At 69.8% G+C, this 315-nt stretch carries 1 protein-coding gene; it reads right to left on the bottom strand.

What is annotated here, in order from left to right:
* Window positions 1–315: ABC transporter permease subunit (locus tag SB751_RS29185; RefSeq protein WP_410748930.1), on the bottom strand; the 315-nt coding region annotated here is incomplete at both ends.

The raw sequence follows: 315 nt of genomic DNA, 5'->3' as shown, positions 1-315 counted from the left end.
CCAGCAAGTGCGAGACATAGGTGCCGATGGCGACCGCGGCCACCGCCAGCACGCCCAGCGCGGCGCCCGGACCCCGGCCCGCGGCGCTCTGCATGTACAGATAGATGCCGTAGCTCATCGGCGCCTGGCTGTCTTTGGTGACCAGCATGATGGTGGCCGACAGCTCGACCGCCGCCGTCACGAAGCTGGTCACGAAGCCGGCCAGCATGCCCCCGGCCATCAATGGCACCACCACGCGCCGGATGGTGCGCAGGCGCGTCGCGCCCAGCGATTGCGCCGCCTCCTCCAGCGATACGTTGATCTGCTGCAGCGCGG

The sequence above is a fragment of the Cupriavidus sp. SIMBA_020 genome (assembly GCF_046535395.1).
GTDB classification, from domain to species: Bacteria; Pseudomonadota; Gammaproteobacteria; order Burkholderiales; family Burkholderiaceae; genus Cupriavidus; species Cupriavidus campinensis.
Note: the sequence above shows the minus strand (reverse complement) of the source record. Positions and strands in the feature narration are given on the sequence as shown.